The sequence below is a fragment of the Fontivita pretiosa genome, assembly GCF_050410795.1.
In the GTDB taxonomy this organism is placed as follows: domain Bacteria; phylum Planctomycetota; class Phycisphaerae; order Tepidisphaerales; family Tepidisphaeraceae; genus Fontivita; species Fontivita pretiosa.
The window spans coordinates 4,737,032-4,763,340 of record NZ_CP191258.1 but is presented as its reverse complement, the minus strand read 5'-3'; the positions used below and the strand labels follow the sequence as shown (position 1 = coordinate 4,763,340).

At 64.1% G+C, this 26,309-nt stretch carries 17 protein-coding genes; 10 read left to right on the top strand and 7 right to left on the bottom strand.

Annotated elements, in window-relative coordinates; genetic code table 11:
* Positions 1 to 4: 4 nt before the first annotated feature.
* Positions 5 to 1,534: a glycoside hydrolase gene (locus ACQS5P_RS19235; RefSeq protein ID WP_428938237.1), complete on the top strand. Its 1,530-nt coding sequence runs from the start codon at positions 5 to 7 to the stop codon at positions 1,532 to 1,534.
* On the opposite strand, the gene ACQS5P_RS19230 is transcribed toward ACQS5P_RS19235, so the two are convergent.
* Both ACQS5P_RS19230 and ACQS5P_RS19225 read right to left on the bottom strand, forming a co-directional pair.
* On the bottom strand, positions 1,515 to 4,481 hold the full coding sequence (locus ACQS5P_RS19230; protein ID WP_428938236.1) for a pre-peptidase C-terminal domain-containing protein: 2,967 nt from the start codon (positions 4,479 to 4,481) through the stop codon (positions 1,515 to 1,517). The genes ACQS5P_RS19235 and ACQS5P_RS19230 overlap by 20 nt on opposite strands.
* Before the next feature lie 1,588 nt (positions 4,482 to 6,069).
* Positions 6,070 to 8,076, bottom strand: coding sequence for a hypothetical protein (locus tag ACQS5P_RS19225; protein WP_428938235.1), 2,007 nt, complete (start codon positions 8,074 to 8,076; stop codon positions 6,070 to 6,072).
* A 364-nt stretch (positions 8,077 to 8,440) separates the two neighbouring features.
* Between ACQS5P_RS19225 and ACQS5P_RS19220 the strand changes: the two genes are divergently transcribed.
* The 6 genes from ACQS5P_RS19220 to ACQS5P_RS19195 all read left to right on the top strand — a co-directional run bounded on the left by ACQS5P_RS19220 (position 8,441) and on the right by ACQS5P_RS19195 (position 16,315).
* Entirely contained in the window at positions 8,441 to 10,942 is a 2,502-nt protein-coding gene (locus tag ACQS5P_RS19220) for a DNA gyrase/topoisomerase IV subunit A (protein ID WP_428938234.1), read from the top strand.
* A 62-nt stretch (positions 10,943 to 11,004) separates the two neighbouring features.
* Positions 11,005 to 12,930, top strand: a complete 1,926-nt coding sequence (locus tag ACQS5P_RS19215) for a DNA gyrase/topoisomerase IV subunit B (RefSeq protein ID WP_428941047.1) — start codon at positions 11,005 to 11,007, stop codon at positions 12,928 to 12,930.
* Positions 12,931 to 13,213: 283 nt separating this feature from the next.
* The gene (locus tag ACQS5P_RS19210; protein ID WP_428938233.1) at positions 13,214 to 13,447 is read left to right on the top strand and encodes a hypothetical protein; all 234 of its coding nucleotides are present in this window, start codon (positions 13,214 to 13,216) and stop codon (positions 13,445 to 13,447) included.
* A gap of 137 nt (positions 13,448 to 13,584) precedes the next feature.
* Positions 13,585 to 14,805 carry an alkaline phosphatase family protein gene (locus tag ACQS5P_RS19205; RefSeq protein WP_428938232.1) on the top strand — a complete coding sequence of 407 codons (1,221 nt, stop codon included), beginning with the start codon at positions 13,585 to 13,587 and terminating at the stop codon, positions 14,803 to 14,805.
* Positions 14,806 to 14,860: 55 nt separating this feature from the next.
* The gene (locus ACQS5P_RS19200; RefSeq protein WP_428938231.1) at positions 14,861 to 15,667 is read left to right on the top strand and encodes a nucleotidyltransferase domain-containing protein; all 807 of its coding nucleotides are present in this window, start codon (positions 14,861 to 14,863) and stop codon (positions 15,665 to 15,667) included.
* A 66-nt stretch (positions 15,668 to 15,733) separates the two neighbouring features.
* Positions 15,734 to 16,315, top strand: a complete 582-nt coding sequence (locus ACQS5P_RS19195; RefSeq protein WP_428938230.1) for a DJ-1/PfpI family protein — start codon at positions 15,734 to 15,736, stop codon at positions 16,313 to 16,315.
* Positions 16,316 to 16,437: 122 nt separating this feature from the next.
* Here ACQS5P_RS19195 and ACQS5P_RS19190 read toward each other — a convergent pair whose 3' ends face one another.
* The 4 genes from ACQS5P_RS19190 to ACQS5P_RS19175 form a co-directional block, all read right to left on the bottom strand.
* Positions 16,438 to 16,875 carry a DUF2203 domain-containing protein gene (locus ACQS5P_RS19190; protein WP_428938229.1) on the bottom strand — a complete coding sequence of 146 codons (438 nt, stop codon included), beginning with the start codon at positions 16,873 to 16,875 and terminating at the stop codon, positions 16,438 to 16,440.
* Between the two features lie 329 nt (positions 16,876 to 17,204).
* Positions 17,205 to 18,359, bottom strand: a complete 1,155-nt coding sequence (locus ACQS5P_RS19185; RefSeq protein WP_428938228.1) for a DNA topoisomerase IB — start codon at positions 18,357 to 18,359, stop codon at positions 17,205 to 17,207.
* Between the two features lie 108 nt (positions 18,360 to 18,467).
* On the bottom strand, positions 18,468 to 19,703 hold the full coding sequence (locus tag ACQS5P_RS19180) for an L-dopachrome tautomerase-related protein (protein WP_428938227.1): 1,236 nt from the start codon (positions 19,701 to 19,703) through the stop codon (positions 18,468 to 18,470).
* Positions 19,704 to 19,742: 39 nt separating this feature from the next.
* Positions 19,743 to 20,615, bottom strand: a complete 873-nt coding sequence (locus tag ACQS5P_RS19175) for an SDR family oxidoreductase (protein WP_428938226.1) — start codon at positions 20,613 to 20,615, stop codon at positions 19,743 to 19,745.
* 183 nt (positions 20,616 to 20,798) lie between these two features.
* Between ACQS5P_RS19175 and ACQS5P_RS19170 the strand changes: the two genes are divergently transcribed.
* The 3 genes from ACQS5P_RS19170 (at position 20,799) to mutL (ending at position 25,500) form a co-directional block, all read left to right on the top strand.
* Entirely contained in the window at positions 20,799 to 22,688 is a 1,890-nt protein-coding gene (locus tag ACQS5P_RS19170; RefSeq protein ID WP_428938225.1) for a glycoside hydrolase family 2 protein, read from the top strand.
* A gap of 111 nt (positions 22,689 to 22,799) precedes the next feature.
* Entirely contained in the window at positions 22,800 to 23,483 is a 684-nt protein-coding gene (gene rpiA / locus ACQS5P_RS19165) for a ribose 5-phosphate isomerase A (protein WP_428938224.1), read from the top strand.
* Between the two features lie 112 nt (positions 23,484 to 23,595).
* Positions 23,596 to 25,500: a DNA mismatch repair endonuclease MutL gene (gene mutL / locus ACQS5P_RS19160; protein WP_428938223.1), complete on the top strand. Its 1,905-nt coding sequence runs from the start codon at positions 23,596 to 23,598 to the stop codon at positions 25,498 to 25,500.
* Between the two features lie 21 nt (positions 25,501 to 25,521).
* On the opposite strand, the gene ACQS5P_RS19155 is transcribed toward mutL, so the two are convergent.
* Positions 25,522 to 26,142, bottom strand: coding sequence for a bifunctional 4-hydroxy-2-oxoglutarate aldolase/2-dehydro-3-deoxy-phosphogluconate aldolase (locus tag ACQS5P_RS19155; protein ID WP_428938222.1), 621 nt, complete (start codon positions 26,140 to 26,142; stop codon positions 25,522 to 25,524).
* Positions 26,143 to 26,309: the final 167 nt, after the last annotated feature.

The following is a 26,309-nucleotide window of genomic DNA, read 5'->3' as shown; positions in this document are numbered from 1 at the left end:
AACCATGCACCTTCTTCGCGTCATTGCCAGTCTGATTGCCATGATCAGTTGCACCGTCGCTTCAGCGGTCGAGCCGACCCGTCTGCTGATCGATCTGGATCAGCGACATCAGACGATCGATCACTTCGCCGCGTCGGACTGCTGGTCGATCCAGAAGCTCGATTCCTGGTCGGAACAGAACCGCGGTCGGCTGGCCGATCTGCTGTTTTCCATGGACAAAGGCATCGGGCTGTCGATGTGGCGATTCAACGTCGGCGGCGGGATCAATACGGCCACCATCCGCGATCCGTGGCGCACCGTCGAGACCTTCGAGGTCGCCGAAGGACAGTACGACTGGTCGCGGCAGGCCGGCCAGCGTTGGTTCCTCGCCGCCGCAAAGGCGCGAGGGGTCAACAAATTCCTGGCCTTCGTCAACAGCCCGCCGGGGCGAATGACTCGCAGCGGACTGACCAACGCCGGGCTGGCTCAGGGCGGACAAATCACAGGCTCGACCAATCTCAAGCCCGGATTCGAGCCGCAGTTCGCCAGATATCTGGCCGACATCCTCGAACACTTTGCCACCCACGCGGATCCGGCACAGCAAATCATCTTTCAGTGGGTCAGCCCGGTAAATGAGCCGGCGCTGAACTGGGATCGCGGCCAGGAGGGCAACCGCGCGGGCAACGACGACATCGTCCGCATCGTCAAGGCGCTTCATGCCGAGCTGACGAGCCGCAAACTGCCCACCCGAATCCTCGTTCCCGAAGCCAACGTCATTCACGACCTTTATCGCCCCAATGAGCGTGCCTCGCGCGAACATGGCACGTTGTTCGGCGACTACCTCGATTTCTTCGCCGCCGACCCGCAGCTCGGGCCGATGCTCGGCTTCACGCTGGCGTATCACTCCTATGGCTCGGACGGTCTGGATCAGCTCGTGCAACCGCGCATGCGCCTGCGCGCCAAGCTGGATGAGCATCCGGGATGGACGGTCTGGCAGAGCGAATACTGCGTGCTCAGCCGCAAACGCGACCTGGGCATCGACACGGCCCTGAACGTCGCGCGGCTGATCCACTGCGACCTGACCATCGCCAACGCCTCCGCCTGGGCATGGTGGCTGGCCTTTTCCCCCTACGACTACAAGGACGGCCTGGTCTACACCGACTGGAAACAGCCCGGCGACGAGGAAACCATCATCCCCTCCAAGCTTCTGTGGGCCATGGGCAACTTCAGCCGGTACGTGCGCCCGGGCATGCAGCGTGTGGCGATCGATGCGCGGGGGGTTAACGAAGACCTGAATGGTCTGCTGGTATCGGCGTATCACGATCGCTCCGGCAACAGGCTCGCGATCGTGTGCATCAACATGGCGGCCGAGCCGGCCACGGTGCAGGTGCAGCTTCGTGCCACCGGGCAGGAAATGGCCGTCGCGACGCTCACGCCGCACGTGACCTCCGCCAACGAAGCGGACGATCTGAGAGCCTGTCCGCCTGTCGCCGGGGCCGATGCAATCCAGATCCCCGCCCGATCGATTGTCACGCTCACTGCAACTGCTCCGTAGTCGTGCCCGAGAGCTGGCCCACTTCGGTCGGATCGGGAATGAAAAAGACAGTATTGACGATTGGCTGCCGCCGCAGCGGCGATGCTGCCAGCGGCTGTCCGGGCGGCGGGGCGGGCAAAACCTGTTGCCACTTTCCGATCAGGATGTCCAGGTCCGCCTGATCCACCACGCCGTTCAAGTCCAGATCCCCCTGTGCAAATGTCGCGGCACGCCCCTGCCAGTTCGAGTTCAGCCGATACAGGTCCTTGCCATCGACTCGACGATCCTGGTTGACGTCTGCGTTCATGAAGAAAAAGTCGAGCGACAGCGGTATCGTCGGGGAATTGCCCGCGGCGTCGGCAACGCTGCCGGCAAGAATCGTCACACGGTAATTGCCTTCCGGCAGGCGCGGCGTGGCGTAACCGGGGAAGCCGATCACAATCTCGTTGGATGACGCGTTGAACGTCGCGGTCAGGTTGGCGGTCGGGATGTTCGTGCCGGCGGTCAGGTTCTGCACCGTCAAGTCCGTCACCGCCAGCGTCGCGCCCAGGCTCTCGCTCATGCCCACCAGGACCTGCGCGGCGGCGGCCTGCGCGTTGTAGCGGGCGAAGAGCATCTGCGGCGGCGTGGTGTCGGAGACCAGCGGCGTGTCGATCGACAGCGAATAGCTGCCGACGTGATCGTCTCCGTTGTCGCGCACAAGAACGTAATAGGTGCCGGTGACCGGGGCGTTGGTGAACGTGATCGTCGCCGGATTGCCCGTTTGGTTGGCGAGCAGCACGCCATTGGGCGCATACAGCAGGATCCTTGGAAGGAAATTGACGCCCGCGAGCACTCCGGCGCGGATCGTGACGTTTGCGCCCTGGGTCAGATTGATCGTGTACACATCCAGGTCGCCGGCATTGAGCGAGCCGCTGCGGGTCTGTCCCGACGCGATCGCCCCGCCGTCCAGATCACTTGGATCCGCTGTCTGCGTGGAAGGCATGCGCGCCAGGCTGATGCCGTACGACCCGGTGTGGTCGTTGCCGTTGTCGTGGACGGCGACGGTGTAGGTGCCGCCCTGGGCAAGGTTGCTGGCGTCGAAGCTGCTGATGTATCCGCTCAATGGCAGTCCGTTGGGCGCAAAGACCCGCATCAGAGGCAGAAAGTTCACCCCGCCGGTGCCGCCGACGTTCAGCGCGATCGAGTCGCCGGCGTCGGCATCGAAGGTGTAAACGTCCAGGTCGCCCGAATCGATCACGCCGCTTCGCCTCTGGTTGCTGAGGATCGGCCCGGAATCGGCGTCGATAAGCTGCACCGACGCCGACGCGGTGGTGGCGCGCACCATCGTAATGCCGTACGTGCCGGTGTGATCGTCGCCGTTGTCATGGACGGCGATGGAGTACGTGCCGGTCTGCGGGAGCTGGTCGAAGGCGGCGCTGCCGGCGAAGGCGTCCATCGGCAGGCCGTTGGGCGCGTAGACGCGGATCAGCGGCAGGAAGTTGACCCCGCTGGCGGCGCCCACGTCGATCGCCACCGAGTCGCCCGCGTTGGCGTGGAACGTAAACACATCCAGGTCGCCGGAATCGATCGCGCCGACGCGCCGCTGGTTGCTCAGGATCGTGCCAGACTCGGTGTCGAAGACCGGCTCGGCCGGGAAACGCAGCATCGTTAATGCGTACGTGCCGGTGTGATCGTTGCCATTGTCGTGAACGGCGACGTAATACGTTCCCGTCAGCGGCATCTGCACGCCCTCAAAGCTGCCGACGAATCCACTCATCGGCAATCCATTGGGTGCAAACACACGAATCAGCGGCAGGAAATTGACCCCGCCCAGCGATCCCACATCAATTCCGATCGAATCGCCGGCGCCGGCTTCAAACGTGAAAACATCCAGATCGCCGGGATCGATCGTGCCGATCTGGCGTTGGTTGCTGAGCGTCGGCCCGGAATCGGCGTCGGCGACAGTGGTGAGCGGCGTGGCGGGCATCCGCAGCACGGTGAAGCCATAAGTGCCGACGTGATCGCTGCCGTAGTCGTAGACCGCGATCGAATAGGTTCCTGTCTGTGCCAGTTGATCCAGCGACGCGCTGCCGACGAAGTCGGTCAAAGGCGAGCCGTTAGGAGCGAAAACCCTGACGACCGGAAGGAAGTTGGTGCCGCTGATCGCGCCCACATCGACCGCGATGGCGTCGCCCGCGTTGGCATCGACGGTGTACACGTCCAGGTCGCCCGGCTCGATGGCCCCGATTCGCCGCTGGTTGCTGAACACCGGCCCGGAGTCGGCATCGGGCAATGGTGTCTCGGGCATGCGGATCATGGTGAAGGCATAGCTGCCGACGTGGTCGTCGCCGGCGTCCCGAACCGTCACGCAGTAGGTGCCGGTCTGGGGCAATTGGGTGGGATACGCGGCGTCAACGAAGCCCGTCAGCGCCACGCCGTTGGGTGCGAAAAGCCGCAGCCGTGGCAGAAAATTCACGCCGTTCAGCGCCGCAGTATCGATCGATATGGAATCGCCTGCGTTGGCAGAGAAGGTGTACACGTCGATGTCGCCGCGATCGATGCTGCCGATGTTGCGCTGATTGCTGACGGTGGGTCTGGAGTCGGCATCGACCAACTGCGTCGCCGGTGCGCGAAAGAACGAGAGATTGTACGTGCCGGTGTGGTCATTGCCGACGTCCCGCACAACAGCGGTATATGTGCCACTCTGAAGCAGGTTCTCTGCGTCGAAGCTGTTGCTGTTGATCGCGTTCAGCGCCACGCCATTGGGCGCGAACACCTGCACATATGGCAGAAAGTTTATTCCGCCCGTCGCCCCGACCACCAGCGAGACCGACTCCTTCGCGTTGGCGGTAAAGCTATATGTGTCGGATGCGCCCGGCGTGGGCAGGCTGTCGGAGATCATCTGCCCCGAGGTGATCTCGGCCAGCAGCGTGCGCGGTTCCAGTGGTTCGGCGCAGTACGACGCCTGGTGCGTGCGGAGCTTCATCGGTGACACTCCCTCCTTCCAGGAGAATGTTGACCCGTCTGAATCTGGCAGCCCCGGCAACCGCCCCCAGGTGCAAGGGGGCATTCTCCCGGCATCGCCGGGCCGGGGGCAAGGAAAATCCGGACATCTTTCAATACGCGATTCGAAACGCCGGACCGACAGGTCTGCCCCATTTGCCAAAACAGGCGGTATAACCGTCGGGATGCAAGCAGAAGTCGGTATTGAGCGCTCAGTGACAGAACCTTCGGCCAGGTCTGCGTGAGCGGCGGCGATAGCGAGCATGGCTTTGGTCGCCGCCGCCGTCATCGCGATGATCGTCTGGATCTGGAATCGCACTCCCGATGTCCTGGAAGACTACGGACGTGAGGTATACGTCCCCTGGCGGCTCAGCGAAGGCGCGGTCCTCTATCGCGATATCAACTACTTCAACGGGCCGCTGGCGCCTTACTTCAACGCCCTGCTGTTCGAGGTCTTCGGCGCTGGCATCGCCACGCTCAAAGCCTTTAATGCGCTGCTGATCGCGCTGCTGGCGTCGATGATTTACCGCCTGGTGCTGGCGTTGGCCGATCACGTCGCCGCCGCCGGTGCCTGCGCCGTGGGCACGTGGTCCCTGTTGCGCACACCCGACCGACCTCGCGCCGTCTGTTTGCTGGCCATCGGTGGCGGCCTGCTTACGCCCGTGCTGCTTGCGATCTTGCTGCTGGGATTGGCTATGCCTGCGAGTCAGGCCATCGAAGGCGTCGTCGGGGCGTGGAAATGGATTGGTGACAAGCGACTGATGAACCTGCCGTTTTATCGCTGGGTGACTGGTCTGGGCGACGCGGGTGGGAACGTGCGTCTGATGTTGGGCTGGACCGTCGGCTACGCCGCGATCGTGCTGCCCGCCGTGCTGATCGGCAGGTACACGGCGCGTGGCGAACGCGGCGCGCCGGTGGCGGCGGCGATCGTGCTGGCGGGCATCATCATCGCGCTGGGCATGGTGTACTGGGAGAAGATCGGCTGGCACGGCGTGCTGCGCCCGCTGCCGATCGTCGTAGCGTTGATCCTGATCGTTGGGATAGTCAATGCGATTCGTGAACCGTCGGCTCAATCGCCCCGCCACACGCTGTTGCTGGCGTGGGGCGCCTGGTCGCTGCTTCTGCTGCTCAAGACCCCGTTGAGAGTTCAACCCCGGCACTACGGTTTTGCTCTGGCGATGCCGGCGACGCTGTACATGCTCGCCGCCGCCGTCGCCATCCTGCCAGAAATGCTGGACCGCCGCGGCATCCGCGGGCTGGTCGTTCGCGGCGCCGTCACGGCCGCGGTGATCGCCACGCTGGCGGCGTATCTGCGGATGGACCATGCCTGGCTACAGCGGCGGCGGATCGCCGTCAGCGATGGACAGCATCGTTTTTACGTTGAACCAAATGGCGCCATGGTGTGCGAAGCCGCGCGCGATCTGGCCCGGTTGACGCGCCCCGACACCACACTGACGGTGCTTCCCGAGGGCACGATGATCAATTTCCTGTCTCGCCGCCGCAGCCCTACGCCTGACGTCAGCTACATGACACCGGAAGTGATCATGTTCGGCGAGGACCGGATGCTTGAGTCACTGCGCCGTCACCCACCCGATTACGTGGCCCTGGTCCACCGTAACACCAGTTTCTTCGATGCCCGTTATTTTGGTCAGGATTACGCCAGGAAGATCGGTGCCTGGATCGCCGACAACTACGATCTGTCGCGCGGCATGCGTTACGGGGCCCGGCCGTTCAATGAGTCCAACGAGTTTGGCATTCTGATCGCGCCTCGCAAACAGACGAAGCAATGATGAATCGCCACGCGCCGGCACAGGCGCCTGCAACGACTGTCCCCATCGGGTGGCCAGTAGGTACAGATCGCGCGTATCAACCCGGGAGTCATAGCTGAAATCCCCCTGGCTGAAGACTCTGGGCGACTGTTGCCAGTTCATCGTCAGAATGTCCAGATCGAGCCGATCGACGGCGCGATCACGGTTGGCGTCACCGGCAAGGAAGAAAAAGTCGAATGAAAAGTCGGATGTCATCGTTTCGCCGGCTGCGCCCATGACCGAACCGGCGGGGATCGTGGCGCGGTAGTTGCCATCAGCCAGAATGTCGGCAAGCCAGAACGTGGCGGTGTTGCTTGCGGGATCGAACTGGACGGACGCCGGGGTGATGCCCGCTGCGCCGCCCACCGGGCGAACGGTCAGATCGCCCGGGTCGAGGCTGGCCGACACATCGGCGGAAAACCGCACGCTGATCCGCTGCGGCGCCGTCTCGAAGAGCAAATCGCCGTTGGACGCGATCAGCGGCGTCGCAGGCACCGTCAGCGGATCGGGCACATAAGCGTATCGCGCATGACCCTGGGCATCCGCAATCCGCGCCAGCAGGTTCCACTGTCCCGGGCTCAGCCCCGCGAGCTGGACCGAGTCGCTGCCGCTGGCCAGGGTCGCGCCGGTGGACGGCAGCGCCAGCGGGTCGGGCAGAAGATGCGCGTTGGAGTTGAAGGGATTGCGATCCACGTCCGCCAGCCACGTGATTGTCGCCGGGGAGTCGAAGTCCTGATAGCGGTACGCGATGCTGACCGTCCCGCCGGAAGGCGCGCCGAGCAGCGCCAGGTGGTCGATGTTCGGCCACTGCGTGCCGGTAGGGTCGCGCGGCACGTCGCCGCGCGGCGCCACCCCGCCGTCCGCTGGCCACAGCCCCGTTCCAGGACGAATGCCACCTTCATTGCGAGTGTAGTAAAACCCGCTGGAATTGCGCGGCGGGTGCGGCGGGCTGTACCAGGTGGCCGGGTTCACGCTGGCCGCCCCGTCGGAATCGGCATAAGGCGGGATCGTGCCGTGGTACCACAGATGCACGTCCGAATGCTCGAACGAATACGATCCACTGCTTCGCAGGATCGTTTCATTGAACTGGAGGTTGTGCGCTCCGCTGACGGCCTCGCCGTTGAAGTCGAAGATGTCCGAATCCGTCCGCCAGTAGTTGTCGGCGAAAGCGACGTTCCAGGGGATGCCCATTGGGGCATCATCGAAATCGAAGCCGGAGATGTCCTCGTTTACGCCATCGACCGGGTGCGGGTCGAGCGTGGTGAGCTGATCCACCCACACGCCCTTCCTGGCCAGGTCTCGCGCCAGCTCGTTGACCAGCGACCCTCCGCGGCTGTGTCCGACGAGCTGCATTGCCGGCGACGCCGCCAGCGCGTACCCGCCCAGACTCGACATGAACGCGGGATCCAGCAATTGGGCAGCGACGGCGGCGGCGACGTCGGTGGTGCTGCGGTGATACCCGCCGAACGGCAGGGTCCCGGCAAGATCCGACCAGTCCAGCAGCAGGATGATATGCGGGTCGGGATTGGTCGATGCCGACACGCTTGGCCCGGAAAGCTGCGACCCCAGACTCACCGAGATTGGCCCGTTGTTGCCGTCATCCGTGGCTTGCAGCGCGAAGATCGAGGCGGGAGTGGTTCGTGATCCGCTGATCGCCGATGCCATTGCCGAAACCCAATCCCCGATGCCGCTGTTGAAGCCGTGGGCGATCAGTGTCACCCCCGCCAGCAGTCGTCGTGATTCGAGCCGTTCGATGAGGTAGCAATGCACACGTGCTCCCGGGTTGGCGGCGACGCGACGATTGTACCGCCAATGCGCCTGCGATCGGTCAGTTCCCAGCCAGCGCACCTGGCGGTTGAGGCCTGGCGATGGTCGCCACAGGCACAGCGGGTTCCTCAATGGCTTGTGCCTGGCGAATCGCGGTCTATAATAGCGGCGCAATCTGTTGGGCCGTCGAAGGTTGTTTGAAATTCGCGGCCGAATCCCTTACAATCGCCTAACAAATCGACTGGAGCAACACCGCGCCGGCGGCCGATAATGTAACCGGCGGCGCGTCCGCCGCAGCAGCAAAGCCGTGTTGCTTTCAGTAAAGACGGCCGGCACAAAGGTCACCGGCTGCTCAGGAGTGAATTGGATGGCCGCCAAGCGGTTCAGGGAATCAAAAGGCAATCTGACGGGTCTGTTCGACGCGCCCCACGCCGGCAATGGCTCGGGCAATGGCAGTGGTACGTTCAGCGGCCAGCGCGCCGACTCCAACGGCGACGACAAGGCCAGCCTGCACGAGATCGCCCAGACACGATACCTCAACTATGCGCTGTCGGTGATCACCAGCCGTGCTCTGCCGGATGTTCGCGACGGCATGAAGCCCGTGCATCGCCGCATCATCTACACGATGTGGCAGAACGGACTTCGCGCCGACGCCAAGCACCGCAAGTGCGCCACGGTGGTCGGCGACGTGATGGGCCGCTATCACCCCCACGGCGACGGAGCCATCTATGAAGCGCTGGTGCGGATGGCCCAGCCGTTCGTGATGCGCGCTCCGCTGGTGGATGGCAGCGGCAACTTCGGGTCGATGGATGGCGACCCCCCCGCCGCCATGCGCTATACCGAATGCCGGCTCACCCCCATCGCCGCCGAAACCATTCAGGAGATCGCCCAGGGCACCGTCCATTTCCGCCCCAACTACGACGGAACCCGCGAAGAGCCGGTGGTGCTGCCCAGCAGACTGCCGAACCTGCTGTTGAACGGATCGGCGGGAATTGCGGTGGGCATGGCGACGAACATCCCGCCGCACAATCTCGGTGAAATCTGTAGCGCCCTGTTGAAGGTCATCGACGACCCGGACATCAAGGACTACCAGCTCGTCGCCAACGACGCGATCCGGGGGCCGGACTTTCCCACCGGCGGGCAGGTGCTCAACACCCGCGACGAGCTGCGCGAGATCTACAAGACCGGGCAGGGCGCCATCCGAATCCGCGCCACGTGGGAAAAAGGCCCGACGACTCGCGGGGCACAGATCGTCTACATCACCAGCATCCCCTACGGCGTGAACAAGGCGGAGCTGGTCGAGGCGATCGCGCAGCTCATCGTCAGCCGGAAGATGCCCCTGCTGCTGGACGTGAAGGACATCAGCACCGAAGACGTACGCATCGAGCTTCAGCTCAAGCGCGATGCGGAGATCGAGAAGGTGATGGCCTTTCTGTTCCGTAATACGCTGCTCCAGACCAACTTCAACGTGAACCTCACGTGCCTGATCCCGACGGACAACCCGGAAGTCGGCCGGCCCGAGCGGTTGGGGCTCAAGGCGATTCTGTGGCACTTCCTGCACTTCCGGCTGGAAGTGGTGACCCGGCGATTGACGCACGAGCTGGAGCAGCTTCGCCGGCGAATTCACACGCTCGAGGGCTTCGCGTTCGCGTTCGACATCCTGGACGACCTGATCAGAATCATCCGCGCCAGCGAGGGCAAGGCCGACGCCGCGGAAAAGATCCTCAGGAAATATGGCGTCTCGCCGCACGGGCCCAGGAAGCCCAGGGACGGCGGGCTGGACCCCGAGCAGGTCGATGAGATCCTGGAATTGAAGCTCTATCGTCTGGCGAGGCTGGAGATCAACCTGATTCGCGAGGAGCTGGCCGAGAAGAACAAGCGCGCCAAAGAGATCCGCAAGCTGCTGGACGAGGAAGAAGCCACCGGCCGCTGGGGCATCGTCCGCAGCGAGATCGAAGAGCTGGCCAGGACCTACGGCAAGCAGCCGCAGAACAGGCGTCGCACGCTGATCGAGGCGGCGGATAACGAAGTCGAGTACTCGGCCGAGGACTTCATCGTCGCCGAGGACAACCACGTGCTGGTCACCGCCGACGGATGGGTCAAGCGTCAGAAGGAGATCAATCCGCAGACCACGCGGCTGCGCGAGGGGGATCGGATCCTGGCGCTGGTGGCCGGCAGCACGCGGGCCACGATTACGTTCTTCAGCAACTTCGGGACGGCCTACACGTCGCGGATCATCGATATCCCTGCGACGACTGGTTATGGCGAGCCGATCCAGAAGCTGTTCAAGATGAAGGACGGCGAGCGGATTGTGGCGGCGGTGTCGATGGACGATCGCGTGCTGCCGCCAAAGGCGACCGCCGTCAACGACAGGAAGCCGGAGGAGGCGCCGAAACTGCATGGGCTGGCGGTCACCAGCGACGGCTATGCGCTGCGGTTCGGGCTGGACAGTTTCCGCGAGGTCTCGACCAAGGCAGGGCGACGCTATGCCCGCCCCGCCGACGGCGCGGAGGTGACCATGATGGCCGTCATCGACGGCAGTGAGACGATCATTGCCGCCAGCCACAATCGCCGCGTCATCGTCGCCCCCGCCGCCGAGATCAACTTCCTGTCCGGCCCGGGCAAGGGCGTGCTGCTGATCAAGCTGGAGAAGGGCGACCGACTGATCGGCGCGATCACCGCGGTGGACGACCGCGACACGCTGACCGTCAAGACGAGCATGGGCGGCGAGCAGCGGCTGAACACCGCCCGCTACAAGGTGACCAGTCGGGGCGGCAAGGGCCATGAGTTTGTCTCGCGCGGGCAGATCGTCGAGGTGATCCACCCGCCCGTGACGACGCCGCCGCCGCTGGAAACGCCGCCGACATGAACTTCGGCGCAAACACGTGCATCACTTGTTGAGGATGAACTGAAAAGCAACAGACACAGCAGATCATGACCGCCACCGCAACCTACAACGCCAGCAGCATCACCGTCCTGGAGGGACTGGAACCGGTACGCAAACGCCCGGGCATGTACATCGGCGGCACGGGCGCCGCCGGGCTGCATCATCTGGTCTGGGAGATCTTCGACAACTCGGTGGACGAGGCCATGAACGGCTACGCCGACTGCATCGAGGTCACCCTGCACAAGGACGGCTCCAGCATCACGATCAGCGACAACGGCCGCGGCATCCCCGTGGATAATCATCCGACGCATCGCAAGTCGGCGCTGGAGATCATCCTCTGCACGCTGCACGCCGGCGGAAAGTTCGACAACGGCCAGGGCGGCAACTACAAGACCAGCGGCGGGCTGCACGGCGTCGGTGCGTCGGTCGTGAACGCGCTGTCCCAAAAGCTCATCGCCACTGTGCGGCGAGACGGCGCCGAGTGGCAGATGGAGTTCAGCCGCGGCAAGCCCACCAGCAAGCTCAAGAAGCTTGGCCCCGCGCGCGGGACCGGCACGACCATCTACTTCGTGCCCGATCCGCAGATCTTCCCCAAAACCGAGTTCAACCCCGAGACGATCCGCGAACGGCTCGAAGTCGCCAGCTATATCCACAAGGGCCTGAAGGTCATCTGGAACGACGAGGCCAGCGGCAAAAAGGAAGTCTTCCGCCACGAAGAAGGCATCGTCGCGTTCCTGAAGAAGATCGTCACGGAGAACAACGCCAGGCCGGTGCACGAGCAGCCGTTCGTGCTCGAGAAGCAGAACGGCCTGCGGATGGAGATGTGCTTCACCTGGACCGAGAGCACCGACGAGCTGCTCAAGAGCTACGTGAACGGCATTCCCACGTCCAGCGGCGGCACGCACGAGAACGGGCTGCGTGCCGGGGTGCTCAAGGCGATCCGCAACTACATCGAGACGCACGAGCTCACGCCTCGCGGCGTGACGCTGGCGGCGGAGGACATCCGCGAGGGGGTGTTCGGCGTGCTCAGCGTCTTCGTCCAGGATCCGCAGTTTCAGGGACAGACCAAGGACCGGCTGAACAACCCGGAGATTCAGTCGATGGTGGACGGCGCCGTACGTCCGGCGCTGGAGCAGTGGCTGAACAGCAATCGCAGCGTCGCCGAGACGATCGTGAATCGGATCATCATCGCCGCCCGCGCCCGCGAGGCCAGCCGCGCCGCCAACGCCAGCATCTCACGCAAGACCGCGACGAATGGCCGGCTGAACCTGCCCGGCAAGCTCGCCGACTGCACCAGCAGCAACCGCAACGACAGCGAGCTGTTCATTGTCGAAGGCGACAGCGCCGGCGGCAGCGCCAAGCAGGGCCGCGACCGCAACCGCCAGGCCATCCTGCCGCTGCGCGGAAAGGTCCTCAACACCGAAGGCCAGTCTCTGGCCAAGATCCTGGAGAACCGTGAGATCGCCGACCTGATCACCGCCCTGGGCTGCGGCGCCGGGCCCGACTGCGACCCGAACAAGCTCCGCTACCAGCGGATCATTCTGCTGGCCGACGCCGACAGCGACGGCCACCACATCACCACGCTGCTGCTGACGTTCATCTACCGTTTCATGCGGCAGTTGATCGAGGCCGGGCGCGTCTTCATCGCCGTGCCCCCGCTGTATCGCGTGGACATCGGCAGGGAAACGTACTGGGCCGCCGACGATGCCGACAAGCAGCGCATTCTCCAGCAGCACGCCAAAGGCAACGTCAAGCCGGAGATCACGCGCTTCAAGGGCCTGGGGGAAATGATGCCCAAGGTGCTCTGGGAAACGACGCTCAATCCCAAAACTCGAAGGCTGCTTCGCGTCGAGATCGCCGACCCGCTGGCGACCGACCGGGTGATCAACGAGTTGATGGGCAAAGACGCCTCGGCCCGCTTCCGCTTCATCATGGAACGCGCCGAAGAGGCCCAGGAGCTGGACGTCTGATCCGCCAAGGTCCGATTCGGCCCCAACCATCGACGCTTCTGCGTTGCTCTGCCAGGAGCATCAATGCTTCAGGTCTGAGCGGCTGCGCCTGATTCCATCCGAATGATCCAATCAGTTTGCGCGGCGGCTCAGCAAGCTCCAGAAGGAGCCGGGCCGGGTGCCGCGGGACGATCCGCGCAGCTTCCAGAGGACGACGCTTCCAGGCCGGGAGGAAGTTTTTCTGGCGCTCATTGCCGGCGGGCGATCGGTTAGATTTGTTCTGGTCCAACAAAGGAGTTGTGCCATGGCCCAATGCGAAGTCTGCGGCAATGAATATGACAAGAGCTTCGAGGTGATCCTGGCCGGACAGCGGCACGTGTTCGACAGCTTCGAATGTGCCGCCAGCGCACTGGCGCCGCGGTGCGCTCACTGCGGCTGCCGGATTCTCGGGCACGGCCTGGAGGCCGACGGGAAGATCTACTGCTGCGCCCATTGCGCTGCGGCGACGGGAGTCTCGGGTCTGAAGGACCGCGCCTGATCGCGGCAGCCGAGGCCGATCTGGCAGAACGCGAAAAACGGAGACGCACGGCCCGATCGAAGTCGGACAAGATGGCGTAGTTGCGCGACACATTTTGCCGTCGCCGCGGCGAGGCGTGCCGCTCTACGATGGTCGCCATGCTTCCGCCGCCGATCGGTGCTGCCTCGGTCGAGCACGTCCTGACCCAGGCTGAGCTCGTTTACCCGGACTATTCCAAGCCCGATCTGGTGGATCTGGTGCGAGCGATGGGGACCCTGTGCGGGGTGGAGGATTTCCAGCCCACCGCCCCACAGCGGCAGTTGATCGACCTGATCGGACCAGCAGACCACTATGTCTTTGTGCTGCTGGACGGGCTGGGCATGAACCTGGTTCGGCGGCTGCCGGAAAGCATGTTTCTCCGCCGACACCTGCGCGCCGAGCTGCGATCCACCGTTCCATCCACAACCGCATCGGCGTTGACGAGCGTGGCGACGGGGGTTTGGCCGGCCACCCATGGTGTGACGGGGTGGTTCAGCTACATCCCGGAGCGGGAGCTGAGCCTGATCAATCTACCGTTTGTCGAGCGATTCAGCGGAGAGTGGCTGGCCAGGCGCGGCATCACCGCCGAGCAGATCTTCCCCGTGCCGTCGTTTTATCCGCGGATGAAGCATCGCCCACTGACGCTGAACCCGACGATCATCACCAACACCACCTACGCCCGCTACTCGCGAGGCGACACCCCCGCCCTGCCATACACCTCGATCGCCCACGCCGTGGATCAGGTGATTGCCGGAAGCATGCAACCGACGGGCCGCTCGTACACTCACGTGTACATCCCGGACGTGGATGCCCGGATTCACCATCGCGGCCTGAGCGATGCCAGCGTAGAAGAACTCATTCAGCAGATCGACCGCGAGCTGGCACGCCTGGCCGATGGTCTGGACGGACGGGCGCGGATCGTGATCACGGCCGATCATGGCCTGATCGACGTTCCGGTCAAGCATCATCTGTCGCTGTGGCACGATGATCCGATGATGGATCTGCTCCAGGTACCGCCGTCGGGAGATGCCCGGCTGCCGATCTTTCACGTGCGTCCCGGCAAGGATGCGGAGTTTGTTCGACGCTTCACTGAAAGCTTCGGGCACGCGATGGTGTTGCTGGCGACGGATCGGGCAGAGGAGCTGCGGCTGTTCGGCCCGGAGCCGATCGCCTCAAACGTCCGTCGCCGGTTCGGGGATTATGTGGGGATCGCGTATCGGAATTACACGCTGCACTACGTGCTGCCGGCCGATGCGAATGCGGCGCCGCGTGCGGTGTACGTGGCACAGCACGCGGGGCTGAGTCGCGATGAGATGCAGATCCCGCTGATTTTCGCTTGAGCGGCGCTGGCACCCCGTTTGCATCATGTCTCTGGCTCCGGGCCGAGGTGTGCGCATGCTTGCCCCTGTCAAAACGTTTCAGCCGCCTGAGCAGATCCGCGAGTTCTACCTCCGCGCGCTTCAGTTGCTGGACGAGGCGGACGTGGAATACCTGGTCGGCGGTGGCTTTGCCATGACCCACTACACCGGCATCGTGCGCGATACCAAAGACCTGGATATCTTTGTCCGCCCCGGTGAGTCACGCCGCACGGTGGATGTGCTGGCGGCGGCGGGATATCGCACGGAGTGGACCTGGCCGCACTTCCTGGCCAAGGCATTGTCCCAGAGCGAAGCGTTTATCGACATCCTGTTCAACAGCGGCAATGGCTTGACCCCCGTCGATAACGACTGGTTTTCCCACGCCGAGCAGGGAGACTTCCTGGAGCGACGGGTGCGGCTGGTGCCGGCTGAGGAAATCCTGGTCAGCAAGTGTTTCGTGATGGAGCGCGACCGCTACGACGGCGCCGACGTGGCTCATCTGATTCTTCGCCGCGGGCAGCAGCTCGACTGGCGTCGCCTGTTGAAGCGTTTCGCCGGCGGACACGAACGCGTGCTGCTGTCGCATCTGATCCTCTTTGGATATGTCTATCCGAGCGAAAAGCATGTGATTCCCGCCTGGTTGATAAACGAGCTTGAGGCACAGATGCGCGCCGAGCCGAAAGTTGACCAGCCGATCTGCCGCGGAACCTACATCGCGCAGCACCAGTACCAGATTGACATTCATCAATGGGGGTATCAGGACGCGCGCATGCAGCCGCTGGGGCCATTGCGTCCCGATGACATTGCCCGCTTTGCCCCGCCCGATGCTCCGCCGATTCGATGATCCCTGCGGCCACGGGCAGGCGTTATAATCGCGCCATCAGGATGTCGAGCCAAACGGAGGAAACCTATGGCTGCGAAGAAGATCCTCATGATCGTCGGCGACTTTGTGGAAGACTACGAAGTGATGGTGCCGTTTCAGGCATTGCTGATGGTCGGGCACACTGTACATGCGGTCTGTCCGAACAAGCAGGCGGGCCAGAAGGTGCGCACCGCCGTGCACGACTTTGAGGGTGATCAGACCTACTCGGAAAAGCCCGGGCACAACTTCACGCTCAACGCGACCTTCGAGCAAGTCCGAGCGGAAGAGTACGACGCGCTGGTGCTGCCGGGCGGGCGGGCGCCGGAATATATCCGCCTCAATCCCCGAGTCCTTCAGATCGTGCGACACTTCTTCCAGGCCAACAAGCCGGTGGCGGCGATCTGCCACGCGATCCAGATCCTGGTGGCCGCCGACGTGTTGAAAGGACGAAGCTGCACCGCCTATCCCGCCGTCGGCCCCGACGTCACCGCCTGTGGCGGAACGTTCCAGCAGATCGACATCGACAAGGCACACGTGGACAAAAACCTGGTGAGCGCCCCCGCCTGGCCGGCTCATCCCGACTGGCTGGCCAAGTTCCTCAAGCTCCTGGGAACCAGGATCGAGTGCTGAGCGAGGCTGCCACGCTGCCGGCCTGGGGACGTACCAGACCAAACCGCCAAACAAAAAGATCACGGCGCCATGGGCCGTGATCTTCGTTTTCTGCGCGCCTTGCGCGCGGCGCGATGAATGTCTTACTGGCTCTCCTGGAGAAGGCTGACCGGCTGACGGCCGGCGAAACCGGCATCCAGCTCGTGCCAGTGGTCGATCTGCGGCTCGCCCAGCTTCCAGCACAGGTACACATCGCGCCCCTGGTGTCGCCCGATGAAATCGACCAGCCCAAGTTGAAAGTCCTTGACTTCGCAGCCAACCGCCGACAGCTCGCTGACCAGATCGTTCAGCCGCTCCATCGCTCTTTCCAGCTCCTGCTCCAGGGGCCTGCGTTGCCTGCTCGCCGGCGAGAGACGCTCGAGCTGGATCTGGATCGTTGTGGCCTGCTTGTGTGCCTTGACGATGTCCGCCACGATCCGACTGACCAGCGGAAGCGTGCGATTCGCCTGTTCCAGGGTGAACCGACGTCGGGGACGCGAGCGGCTGAGGCGCGGAGGAATGAACGACTGTGGACCGGCCATGGCGTATGTGCCTTTCTGGCGACCGTGTGGGCAAAGCGAAGGTCGCCTTTCACGCTGAGGCGTCGGCGGTTGATCGCGTCACGTCGGCTGGTGACGTCTGCTGGCGCTATTCTGACTCGCTGGCATGGCGTGTCAATCGCAGACACCCACTGTTAATCGGCAAATGATAGGCCAGGGACATAAGCGAGGAAAGGTGCAACGACGGCGCCAGCGGGCTGAGGGATCATCGTGTCCGCGCCGGGCGTCGTCCGCGCCACCTTTTCATGCCGCGTGCGCACCGGTTCATTGGACTGGCGGAGCGATTGGTGCCCTTTGCGTCGGTGCCGCGATCAGACCACGCTGGCGGTATGGCGATGCGTCCTTCGTGGCCGCGCATCCCGCCGCGGCTTTCGCCGCAGCAGCACCAACACCGCCGCTTCCTCAGGACACAACCGATGCCGCAACTCGACGGCCGTCCGCTGAGCGCGCTCGCCGAGCTGCCGCACCAGCGAGCCATCCAGGTACGCCTCGAACACAACCGGATGGATGTAACAGCGGCGGCAGACCACGCTGGTGTTTCCCAGACGCTTCGCCACCGTTTCGACCGCCAGGCGGATATTGCGCTTGGCCTGCGCCCTTGACTGCCACGGCCCAAGCTCCCTCAACGCCCGCGCCGCCAGAACCGTCGCCGTCCAGGTGCGAAAGTCCTTGGCGGTGAACTCGCCGCGGCCGATTTGTCGCAGATAGTCGTTCACGTCTCGGGAGGTGATGTCGCGCACCTCACCATGGCCATCGACATACTGGAGTAACTGCTCCCCTGGCAAGTCACGACAGTGCCGGATGATCTGCACGAGCCTGGGATCTTCCAGGTCGATCTCGTGCGCAAGGCCGCTCTTGCCGCGGAACTTGAAGCGCACCCAACCGCGGCCGATCTTCGCGTGCCGGTCGTGAAACGTCGTCAACCCGTAGGAGCCGTTGCTGGTGGCGTACTCCTCATTACCGATGCGGATCAGCGTACGCTCCAGAATCCTCACTACCGCCGCCAGAACCTTGGCGCGCGGTAATCCGGGTCGTTTCAGATCGCGATGTAAGGCCTGGCGGATGCGTGGCAGTGCCCGGGCGAAGCCGATCAGTTTGCGATACTTCTCATCGTCTCGCGCCTCGCGCCAACGCGGATGATAGCGGTATTGCTTGCGACCGCGGGCATCGCGCCCAACCGCCTGGATGTGCCCCAGCGGATTCGGGCAGATCCACACGCCTTCCCATGCCGGAGGAATCGCCAGCGACTTGATTCGCGCCAATGTCTGCGGATCTGCGATGCGCTGTCCCAAACGATCGATATAAACGAACCCACCGCCGCGGTGGATGCGCCGGATCCCGTGCTCGGTACCGGCCACATATCGCAGTCCGGCTCGACGCGCCGCCGCCCGGTTCATCACCACCGTGGCGGTCTGCGCCGAACGACCGCCTTGAACTGTGCCTCGCAGGCTGCGCGTGGTCATCATGGTTGGCACCGCCGCCCGCAACACCGGCGATCAACTTGTCGCGGGGCACACACACGACCCCGCAAGCACGTCAACGGGCACTCAAGCTCGGGCGCGGGAATACCTCTCTTACTTGCGGTGCGCTCCGCTCATCGCCGGCGCGCCGCCGGGGGCGTCGGTGATACGCGTGCGGAACAGCACGTACGGCTGCTGGCGACGATCCTGCCCCTCGTGAAAGCGTGCCTGGCGATTGAGCTGATTGGCCGTGAAGTACAGCCAGCCATCCTGCGCGATCGAGATGCTGTCCGGCCAGATCATCCGCGGGTCCTGTGCGACGATCTGATAGCGACCATCGGCCAGTCGCTTGCGGATCGCGTTGTGCTCGTAGTCGGTCAGGTACAGAGTTCCGTCGGCGGCGCAGTCCAGGCCGTCGGACGCAAAGTCGCGCGGCCCAAGATCTTTGATCGTCTGCGCCACCTGCTCATCCGGCAGATTCGGGTCCGCCAGCGCAGACAGAGACACGCTGTGCAGCCGGCGGCTGGCCAGCGGGCAATAATACAGCACGCCCGCATTCGGATCGACCGCGATTCCGTCGGCGCCGATACGCAGGTAACCGGGTTGCTGCCCCGGCAGTCGCACCATCAACGGCTCGCCTTCCACCGTCGGCACGAAGTTCTCATCCGCTTTAGTCGAGGGATGGTCGTGCAGCTTCCGCCAACTCGACCCCGTCGCCAGGTCCACCACGATGATTCCGTTCGGCCCGGTGCCCGACGAATCGGTGATGAACGCCATGCCTTCCTTGCCGCGATTCAGGTCGAATCGCACGTCGTTCAAGTACGTCGTCGGCAACACGACATTGTCCGGGAACGTGATCTTCTTGACGACCTGATTCGTGTTCAGGTCTACACACAGCAGCTTGGCGGCGCCAGGTTGCACCGGGCCGAAGTTGATGCTCGCGGTGTCCAGGATCCACAGCCGATCCTGCGGGTCGATCACCACGCTCTGTACCGAGATCAACGAATCGGGCCCCCGTCCCTGATTGATCTGGAGGTTGGGATAGGCCATGGCCCTGCCGTTGCGGATCTCGGCGACGGTAAACGCGACCGGATCGCCCCATCTGGGGAAATTGACGAAGATTCGCCCCGAGCGCGATACGGCCACGCCCGTCGGCATCGGCCCGTAGAACAGCACGGCCGGCTCGATCCGCCCGATGGTCTGGATCCGGGCGCCAGCCGTCTGCGCCAGATCGTATTGCACCTGTGGTTGAGTGCGGGCGACGCCGGACTGCGGCTTGCGTGCACAGCCGTGCCCGACAAGGACCACACCCGCGATGCACATGCCCGTCAGAAACCGTCGGTATGTCATAGTCGCTTTCCTCCATGCCCTCAGACGCTCAGGAACCTTTCATGCGTTGACGATCTCTCCTCCATTGGGGTGCAGAATCTGCCCGGCGAAATAGGATGCGTCGCTGCTGGCCAGGAAAACGAAGCTGGGCGCCACCTCGGCCGGCTCGCCGGGGCGACCCATCGGAACATCGGCGCCAAACGTTTCGACTTTTTCAGGCGGAAAGGTGGAGGGAATCAGCGGCGTCCAGATTGGCCCGGGCGCCACGCCGTTCACTCGGATCCCCTTGCTTGCCAGCGCCTGCCCCAGCGATCGCGTGAATGCCACGATCGCCCCCTTCGTCGCCGAGTAATCCAGCAACTGCTCGCTGCCGCGATACGCGGTCACCGAGCTGGTGTTGATGATCGCGCTGCCCGGCTTCAGGTGCTTCATCGCCGCCTTCGTCAGGTAGAACATCGCGAAGATGTTCGTGCGGAAGGTGCGCTCCAATTGCTCGGCGGTGATCTGCTCGATGCTTTGCCGGGGATGCTGCTCGGCGGCGTTGTTCACCAGAATGTCGAGCTTGCCCAGCTCGCGCACGGTCTGCTCGACAACCTGCTGGCAGAATCGCTCGTCGCCGATGTCTCCGGAAATGAGGATGCATTTGCGGCCCTCGGCCTCGACAAGTCGTCTGGTTTGTTCCGCATCCTTGTGTTCGTTGAGGTAGACGATCGCGACGTCGGCGCCTTCTCTGGCGTAGGCGACGGCGACGGCTCGGCCGATCCCGCTGTCGCCGCCGGTGATCAGCGCCGCCTTCCCCTGGAGCTTGCCTGCCGGTCGATACTCGGCAAGCTGGACCTTGGGCCGCGGGCGCATGGGATACTCCCGCCCGGGCTGCTGCGACTGCTGTTGCGCCGGACGCGTTTTGCCTTTTTGATTGGGCTTGCCGGCCATGCGACTATTCTCCCTGCTGTGGCGACGGATGTGAGAGGTGCAAAATCTGCCGCCGCGACGCTGCTGGCCGGCGACATCCTGACAGCACATCCGTCCGCAAAATCGCCCGCTGCAACACCCATACCAAATGATTACATTGTCAGGTACGTTCAAACCTGACCAACGCCAATCAGGCACGTACGCATGAGCAAACGACGTATGAAGCAATCCAACGGTTCACTGGAGCCCGGGCGCCCGGAGGTACGTTTCGGATACCCGCGTCCCCAGTTGCAGCGCGGCGACTGGATCTGTCTGGACGGGCAGTGGCAGTTCGCCATTGACCGCGATGGGTCTACCGATTCGCCGGAGCGAGTCCGCTTCAATCGTACGATTGAGGTTCCCTTTGCGCCTGAAACCCCCGCAAGTGGGATTGTGGAAACCGGTTATTTCACCACCTGCTGGTATCGCCGGCAGTTCGATGCACCGCGACTGGCACGCGATCAGCGGCTGCTCCTCCACTTCGGCGCCGTCGATTACCAGGCCAGCGTCTGGGTGAATGGCCGCCTGGCCGTAACACACGAGGGCGGCTACACGCCCTTCCAGGCCGACATCACCGACCTTCTGATCCCCGGCAAGACCCAGACGATCGTCGTCCGCGCTGATGACGATCCGCACGACCTGGCCAAGCCCCGTGGCAAGCAGGACTGGAAGCCCCGACCGCATTCCATCTGGTATTACCGCACCAGCGGTATCTGGCAAAGCGTGTGGTTGGAGCGGGTCAATGCCACGCGCATTGTTCGCCTCTGCTGGATAGCCGACCCTCAGCAGTGGGGATTGATCCTGCGGGCCAGGATCATTGCCGATCCACAAGCTCGCTTCCCGCTGAAGCTTTACACACGCCTGTCCATGCGCGATCGGCAACTCGCCGAGGACGTATACGCCATCCCGGAACCGCCGGGCCAAATCGAGCGGACCATCGCCCTGCCCGATCCGGGCATCGACGACGCTCGCGCCGAGCTGCTCTGGTCGCCGACGTCGCCGAATCTCATCGACGCCCACATCGACCTGCTTGACGCCGAGGGCAACGTCCTCGACTCGGTCAGCAGCTACGCGGCCATGCGATCCATTCAGATCTGGCGCGACCGGCTGGTTCTCAACGGCAAGCCGATCACGCTGCAACTGGTGCTCAACCAGGGATACTGGCCGCACAGTGGGTTGACCGCCCCCGACGACCAGGCCTATCGCCAGGATGTGGAGCTGATCAAGGCGATGGGCTTCAACGGCGTGCGCATGCACCAGAAGATCGAAAACCCGCGGTTTTTGTACTGGGCCGACAAGCTCGGCCTGCTGGTGTGGGAAGAAATGCCCAGCACCTACACGTTTTCCGACCAGAGCATCCGCCGACTCACCCAGCAATGGATTGAAGCGATCGAGCGGGACATCAGCCACCCGTGCATCATCGCGTGGGTGCCGTTCAATGAATCCTGGGGCGTGCCCGACCTGCCCAGCAGCGCCGCCCAGCGGCACGCGGTTCAGGCACTGTATCACCTGACCAGGTGTCTCGATCCGACGCGACCGGTCATCGGCAACGACGGCTGGGAAGCCGCCGCCACCGACATCATCACCATCCACGACTACGATCCGGACCCTGGTCGCATCCTGCAACGCTACGACACCCGCAGCCGCGATCCGGCGCAAATCCTGCAACGCGAGTATCCCGGACACCGTATGCTGCTGCTGCCGGATTTCGAGTATCGCGGACAACCGATCATGCTCAGCGAGTTTGGTGGAATCGCCTATTCCAAGGATCAGGATCACACCTGGGGCTACTCCCGCGCCCAAAGCCCCGAGGACCTGGCCTGCCGGTACGCCGAGCTGCTCGCCGCCGTACGCTCCTTGCCGGTGCTGGCAGGCTTCTGCTACACGCAGTTCACCGACACGTACCAGGAGGCCAACGGGCTGCTGTACATGGACCGCACGCCCAAATTCCCGCTCGATGAGATCGCCGTCGCCACGCGCGGCCCGCAAAGTCCCCAGGATCAGCAGATCCAAGCCAGGTGGCGAGAGCGATTGACGAGCCAGGAACGTACGTGAGCGATGTCGCGACGCCTGCGTTGCCCGCAGCCGTGCGCGTGCAGCAAGTACAGATGACGCGCGCCGCCGGTATCGCAAAACCGCTTTCGCGCCGTTATCCTCTGCGCCCCCATGGATCCCAAGCAACGTGCCGCCCTGGCCGCTCTTGAACTCATCCGCGACAACATGGTCGTCGGACTGGGCACCGGTTCGACCGCGGATTTCTTTCTGGTCGCACTGGCCGAGGCCATTACCCTCGGCCGCCTGCGCAACGTCCGCGGCGTGCCGACCTCCATCCGCTCCGAACAACGCGCTGCAAGTCTGGGCATTCCGCTGACCAGTCTCGCCCGCGACCCGCACCCCGACCTCACTATCGACGGCGCCGATGAAATCGCGCCGAACCTGGACCTGATCAAGGGCATGGGCGGCGCACTGACGCGCGAAAAGATCGTCGCCCAGAACAGCCATCGTCTGGTCATCATCGCCGACGAGGCCAAGCTCGTGCCAGCCCTGGGATCCAAAACCGCTTTGCCGGTGGAGGTCCTGCCCTTCGGGCACGAAACGCACGAGACCTTCTTCCGTTCCCTGGGCTGTCAGCCGTTGCTGCGACGAAACCCCGACGGCTCGCCATTCACCACTGACAACGGCAACCTGATCTATGACTGCCGGTTTCCTGCTCCGATTGCGGCGCCCAGAGCCCTGGAGCTGAGCCTCAAGTCCCGCGCCGGCATCGTCGAATCGGGGCTGTTCCTGGCCATCGCGGAGGCGGCGCTGATCGGCTCGCCCGCGGGCGTGAGACGTCTGGAGCGTGCCTGAGCGACCGCCGGCCGATCCGTCTGTGCAGCTCGTCGATCCGGCGGCGTGAATAACCTGTGCCTCGCCTATCCCGCGGCGCTCAATTTGCCGCTGGCTGTACTATAATCGCGACGTGTTTGTGCAGGATGATCGTTCCAACAACCCGCGCCTCCGTCCGGGCGCCATCCGGCAGCTTCCGCCCTCGCTGGTTAACCGAATCGCCGCCGGAGAAGTGATCGAGCGCCCGGCCTCGGTGGTCAAGGAGCTGCTGGAGAACTCCATTGACGCCGGCGCCACCCACATCACCGTCGAAGTCGAGGACGGCGGACGCGAGCTGATCCGCGTCATCGACGACGGCAGCGGCATCTCACCGCAGGACCTGCTGCTGGCCTTTGCCTCCCACGCGACCAGCAAGCTGCACGATGATGAGGACCTGTTCAGGATCACCACGCTGGGATTCCGAGGCGAAGCGCTGGCGAGCATCGGCGCTGTGTCGCACTGCCGCATCCTCAGCCGCCTGGCCGACGCACGCGAGGATGCCGCCTGGGAAATCCACAACCGCGGCGGCGAGATTTCCGATCCGCAGGCCGCCGCGGGAAACGTCGGCACTACCGTCGAAGTCCGCAACCTGTTTTACAACGTTCCGGCGCGACGCAAATTTCTCAAGGGCGCTGCCACCGAGTTCGGGCATATCGCCGAGATGCTCCTGCGATGCGCCCTGCCCCGACCGCGGATCAGCTTCAGGCTCCTGCACAACGGGCGCATCGCCCTGGATTTGCCCGCCACCGACGAGCAGCAACGCCTGTTGTGCGCCTGGCCACAGGAGTTCCACGAACAGCGCCTGCCGCTGGACTGCCGCGACGCCGAAATCCGCCTCCGCGGCATCATCGGCCTGCCAGAGCTGGCACGCCCCACCGCCAGGTTCCAACACATCTACCTCAATAACCGCCCCATCCGCGACAAGTTCATTCAGCACGCGCTTCGGGAGGCGTATCGCGGCCTGACCGAGCCGGGCCGATACCCCGCCGCCGTCTTGCTGATCGACATGCCCCCTGAAGATGTGGACGTGAACGTTCACCCGACCAAGGCCGAGGTGCGTTTTCGCGATGGACAGCGGATTCACGGGCTGGTGATGGCCGCCGTGCGCGAGCGACTGCTCGGCAGCGACCTGACGCCGCGCGCTGTCGCGCGCGCCGCGGCTCCCGACGATCAGGAACGAAAAGACATGCAGACACGGCTGGCCGAATTCTTCCGCGCCGCGCCGGTCAATCCCAGCGTCTGGGTTCCCCAGCCGGCGGGCGCCTCGACGTCGCCGTCCATCTTCCCGCCGCATCCATCGCATCCGCCGAGCGATGCACCGAGCGCCGCTTCGCTGCCGCAGCCGCCTGCCACTGTGGCCAGGGGCATGGAATCCAGCGCTCCGATCGCGCCTCCGTCGCGCGCCGCTGCCGCGCCCGCCAAGCCCCCGTCGGCTATCCAGCTTCACAACAGCTACCTTGTGGCCGAATCCGAAGACGGACTGATCATCATCGATCAGCATGCGCTGCATGAGAGGATCATGTTCGAGGAGCTGAAGACGCGGATCACTCGCGGGCCGCTGGAGTCGCAGCGACTGCTGGTGCCGCAGACGCTGGCCGCCTCCACGCGGCAGATCGCGCTGCTGGAACAGATTCAGCCACTGCTGGCCCGGCTGGGCATCGAGGCCGAGCCTTTCGGCCCCGACGCCGTCGCCGTCCACGCTTTCCCCTCCTTCCTGGAAAGGCTGGATCCCGCCGAATTCGTGCGGGAACTGCTGGAGCGGGGCGAACAGGAACTGCTGGATCTGCACGAAGAAGAGCTGCTGCACGAGATCCTGGACATGATGGCGTGCAAAGCGGCGGTGAAGGCCGGCGACCCGCTCACTCCCGCCGAGATCGAGGCGCTGCTGGCGCGCAAGGACCTGGTCGAGCGCAGCAGCAACTGCCCCCATGGCCGGCCCACCACTTTGCGACTGACCCTGCGCGACCTGGAAAAACAGTTCAAGCGCACGGGGTTCTGATTCGCCCTGCAAGCTCCAAGTCTATGCCTGTCGCGCGGATTTGACGGCGTCGGTGAACTCCCTGGCCGCCTTCGCGATCGCCGCCCAGTCGTTTTTCGCCAACGCTTCCTTGGAGACCAGTGCGGATCCCGCGCCCACGCACACGGCACCGGCCTTGATCCACGCCGGCGTCGTCTTCACGTCCACACCGCCGGTGGGCGTGAGCTTGAGCTGCGGCAGCGGGCCCAAAAGATCCTTGAAGTACTGCGGCCCCAGGGCGGTGGCGGGGAAGACCTTGACCACATCCCCGCCCAGCGTCCAGGCGCGGAGGATCTCCGTGGGCGTGAAGGCGCCGGGGATGCTGATCTTCCCGTAACGGATCGTGGTGGCGATGATCTCCGGATCGGTGATCGGCGAGACGACGAACTGCGCCCCCGCCGCGATCGCGTCGCGCGCCGTCGCCGCGTCCAGCACCGTCCCCACGCCCACGATCGCGCGCTCGCCGAACTTGTCGGCCAGCTCCTCGATCCCCGCGATCGCCTTGGGCGTGCTCATCGTCACCTCGATGCTGATCACGCCGCCCTCCAGCAGCGCGTTGGTGATGTCGATGAGTTGTTCCTTGGACTTGGCGCGGATCACCGCGACCACCCCGGCCTCACACATTCTGCTCAGTAGTTGTTCCTTGGTTTGTGCCATAATCGGACAGTTTACTTCAGGTTTGACAGCCGTACCACAGGCCGGTGCATACGACGCAGTCTGCCGCACAAGAGCAGCGTGTTGATGGGATCGATGGGCCGCGCCAGGCGCGATTGCATTCGCGCGCACCATCG

Bases quoted from the DNA above. Each gene is read 5' to 3' on its own strand.
- ACQS5P_RS19235 (WP_428938237.1), top strand. From the start codon at position 5: ATGCACCTTCTTCGCGTCATTGCCAGTCTGATTGCCATGATCAGTTGC.
- ACQS5P_RS19230 (WP_428938236.1), bottom strand. From the start codon at position 4,481: ATGAAGCTCCGCACGCACCAGGCGTCGTACTGCGCCGAACCACTGGAA.
- ACQS5P_RS19220 (WP_428938234.1), top strand. From the start codon at position 8,441: ATGGCCGCCAAGCGGTTCAGGGAATCAAAAGGCAATCTGACGGGTCTG.
- ACQS5P_RS19210 (WP_428938233.1), top strand. From the start codon at position 13,214: ATGGCCCAATGCGAAGTCTGCGGCAATGAATATGACAAGAGCTTCGAG.
- ACQS5P_RS19205 (WP_428938232.1), top strand. From the start codon at position 13,585: ATGCTTCCGCCGCCGATCGGTGCTGCCTCGGTCGAGCACGTCCTGACC.
- ACQS5P_RS19200 (WP_428938231.1), top strand. From the start codon at position 14,861: ATGCTTGCCCCTGTCAAAACGTTTCAGCCGCCTGAGCAGATCCGCGAG.
- ACQS5P_RS19195 (WP_428938230.1), top strand. From the start codon at position 15,734: ATGGCTGCGAAGAAGATCCTCATGATCGTCGGCGACTTTGTGGAAGAC.
- ACQS5P_RS19190 (WP_428938229.1), bottom strand. From the start codon at position 16,875: ATGGCCGGTCCACAGTCGTTCATTCCTCCGCGCCTCAGCCGCTCGCGT.
- ACQS5P_RS19185 (WP_428938228.1), bottom strand. From the start codon at position 18,359: ATGATGACCACGCGCAGCCTGCGAGGCACAGTTCAAGGCGGTCGTTCG.
- ACQS5P_RS19180 (WP_428938227.1), bottom strand. From the start codon at position 19,703: ATGACATACCGACGGTTTCTGACGGGCATGTGCATCGCGGGTGTGGTC.
- ACQS5P_RS19175 (WP_428938226.1), bottom strand. From the start codon at position 20,615: ATGGCCGGCAAGCCCAATCAAAAAGGCAAAACGCGTCCGGCGCAACAG.
- ACQS5P_RS19170 (WP_428938225.1), top strand. From the start codon at position 20,799: ATGAGCAAACGACGTATGAAGCAATCCAACGGTTCACTGGAGCCCGGG.
- rpiA (WP_428938224.1), top strand. From the start codon at position 22,800: ATGGATCCCAAGCAACGTGCCGCCCTGGCCGCTCTTGAACTCATCCGC.
- ACQS5P_RS19155 (WP_428938222.1), bottom strand. From the start codon at position 26,142: ATGTGTGAGGCCGGGGTGGTCGCGGTGATCCGCGCCAAGTCCAAGGAA.